Source organism: Micromonospora sp. NPDC023633 (assembly GCF_040640035.1).
Lineage (GTDB): Bacteria > Actinomycetota > Actinomycetes > Mycobacteriales > Micromonosporaceae > Micromonospora.
In genome coordinates, this window is record NZ_JBFABB010000073.1 from 1 (window position 1) to 2,882 (window position 2,882).

Here is a 2,882-nt window from a genome sequence, read left to right on the forward strand (position 1 = left end):
GTCGACCGCCGCCCCGTCGACCGCCTCGCCGCCCGGACCGGGCACGCCCCGCACGCCGGCCGTCGTCCCGCCGGCCCGGCGGCCACCACCGGCCGCGCCCCCGACGACCGCCGCCGGGCGTACGCCGACCGCGACGCGGTCGCCGAGCGGGCTGCCCGGCACCTGCCACGGGGCGGTGCGCTACGACGTGGTGCTGGCCGAGACCGAGCTGGCGCTGCTCACCTCGCTCTGCTTCGCCTCCGGCGGGGTGCTGCGGATCATCGGCATCGGCCCGGGCGAGGTGACCGTGGACCGGGAGGACCTGGTCTCCCGCAGCTACGAGGGCGGGGTGGTCGACATCCGGTTCGTCCGCCCCGGCACCGTGGCCGTGCTGATCCCGCAGGGCGGCACGACGCACACCGTCACCGTGGTGGTGCGGTGACCGGTGGGGCTCATCTGACCCGTACCCCGGCCAGCAGGGTGTCGACGAAGTCGGCCCGGCTGCCGGACGGGGGCGTGACCTGCACGTAGATCAGGCCGGCGTGGCCGGGCGCGAGCCCGGCGGCCTCGACGATCTCGGGCCGGCCCTTCTCGCAGGTGAACCGGGCCACCACCCAGTCCACGCCCCCCTGGCGGGTCCGGCGTACCGGCGCGGCGGCACACGCCGCGTGCGGACGCTCGGCGACGAATCCCGCCGGGGTGGTCCGCGCGGCGATGGCGGCCGACAGCCCGACGAAGGCACCCGGCACGGTCGGGTCCACCGCCCACCGGCGTGGGTCGGGCGACATCACCAGGGCCGGTTCGAGCCGGCCGTCGTCGCCGTACTGGCCGGCCCAGCCGGTGCCGGCGGCCCGCCAGCCGGGCGGCAGCGCGACGGTGACCGGCCCGCTCGTCCAGGTGCCGGCGTCCCGCCCGGCGGTCGCGGCGTCGCCCGCCGTGGCGCCGAGGGCGACCAGCGCCGCGACGCCCAGCCCCACGACGCCGAACCGCCGCCGGCCCGTCGGCCGGTCCCTTACCCGCGCCGGCCCGCCCGACGAGGCCCGGGGCGGCGCGGCGGTGCCCGGCCCGCGGCGCGGCGGCCCGGAGGCCGACCGGCCCGGTGGCGGCCCGGAGGCCGACCGGCCCGGTGACGGCCCGGGGGCGGCCCGGGCGGGCGGGGCGGGGCCCGGCCGGGCGGGTGCGGTGGCAGCCCGGCGCAAGGCGGCGCGGAAGGCCGCGGCGTCGGGGTGGCGGTCGGCCGGGCGGGGAGCGGTCGCCCGGCGCAGCACGGCCGCCACCCGGGGCGACACGCCCTCCCGCAGCCGGGTCGTCCCGCCCCGGTGCGGCCGGTCGCCCGCCCCGTGCTCCCCGGCCGCGCCGAGGAGCCGGAGGCCGAGCCGGCCCAGGCCGTACACGTCGGCGCGGGTGTCGACGACGGAGAGCGGGTCGTCCTGCTCCGGGGCCATGTAGCCGGGGGTGCCGGCGCGGGCGGTGAGACCGGAGGCGGCGGCGAGGGCCTTGGCCAGCCCGAGGTCGGCGATCAGCACCCGCTCGCCGTCCGGGCCGGACCGGAACAGGACGTTGCCCGGCGTCAGGTCGCGGTGCACCACGCCGTGGCGGTGCAGGACGGCGACCCCGGCGGCGATCTCGGCCAGCAGGTCCAGGGCGGCGGGCGGAGGGATCGGGCCGGCCGCCAGCCGGTCACGCAGGCTGCCGCCGTCGGCCCAGGCCATGACCGAGTACGGCCGGCCGTCGGCCAGCTCGCCGGCCGCGTGGACGCGGACCAGCCGCTCGTCGTCGAGCCGGCGCAGCAGGCGTGCCTCGTCGAGGAACCGCTCCCGCACCCGCAGGTCGTGGTGCCAGTTCTCGGCCAGCACCTTGATGGCCACCCGGGAGTCGAGCACCGGGTCGTGGCCCAGCCAGACCGTCGCGAACGACCCCGTACCCAGCAGCCGCTCGATCCGGTAGGGCCCGATCCGCTCCGGACTGGTCACCGCACCACCCCCGACACCGGCACCGCCGGCCGCCGTTCCGCCTCGACAGTAGACGCCGCGTCGGGTCGGGGGGAGCCCTCGGCACCGCGACCGGACCGGCCGGAGGCGCGTCGGTCGGGAACCCGACGAACCGATCCGGTCGGCGGGGCGACCAAGAGGACAAGGACACCCGAACCGCTGAAGAGGAGATCCCCGTGCACCGTCTCTCGTACACCGTCGTCACCGCCCTGCTGGCCACGGCCGGGCTCGTGCCGCTCACCGTGGCGGCTCCGGCCGCCGCCGCGTCCCGGCCGGCCGTCGCCGCCGGGCACCTTTCCAACCGTTCCGGCGGCCACACCGGCGCGGCGCCCGGGGCCGTCGACCGGGACGAGGCCCGGGTCATCAGCGTCCGGGGCGCCGGGCCGTTCCGGATCGGGGCCGACCTGGCGCGCCTGTCGGCGGCCGGGCTCATCGACTGGGTGGCTCCCGACTGCGACGGCATGGTCCACGCCGGCGTCACCGGGGCCTGGGCGGGCAAGATCCTGCTGGCCTTCCGCGACGGGCGGCTGGTGGAGGTGGGCACCGCCACCGCGCCGCCCCGCACGCCCGCCGGCGCGGCGGTGGGCATGTCCTTCGCCGCCCTGGAGGAGATCTACGGCCCGCGGGGCTCGATGATCCGCAACGACGCGGGCGACTCTTCGGCGTACCTGGTGCGCGTCGGCTCCCGGGTGGAGCTGTTCACCGGTCACCCGATCCGGCCGGGGGTGGGCTACCTCCAGGTCGGGCCGTCGTCGGTCGTCGAGCGCGGCTTCCGGGAGGGCCGGTCCTGCTGACCGGTCGACCCCACGGCGGGGGGGCCCCCCGAGGGGGGGCCCGCCGGGCGGTTGGGGCCACACAACAGTTGTGGGGTCCCGCCTTGTGTTTTTGGTGTGCGAATTTTGTGTGCCACCG

The 2,882-nt window shown here is 78.7% G+C and carries 3 protein-coding genes; 2 read left to right on the forward strand and 1 reads right to left on the reverse strand.

Annotated elements, in window-relative coordinates; translation table 11 throughout:
* On the forward strand, positions 1-421 hold a 421-nt coding region (locus AB0G13_RS21750; protein ID WP_357876911.1), incomplete at its 5' end, for a hypothetical protein.
* A gap of 10 nt (positions 422-431) precedes the next feature.
* Here the strand turns inward: AB0G13_RS21750 and AB0G13_RS21755 are convergent.
* A complete protein-coding gene (locus AB0G13_RS21755; protein ID WP_357876914.1) occupies positions 432-1,952 on the reverse strand; it encodes a protein kinase in 1,521 nt (506 codons plus the stop codon).
* Positions 1,953-2,146: 194 nt separating this feature from the next.
* On the opposite strand from AB0G13_RS21755, the gene AB0G13_RS21760 reads away from it, so the two are divergent.
* Entirely contained in the window at positions 2,147-2,764 is a 618-nt protein-coding gene (locus tag AB0G13_RS21760; protein ID WP_357876917.1) for a hypothetical protein, read from the forward strand.
* Positions 2,765-2,882 lie beyond the last annotated feature (118 nt).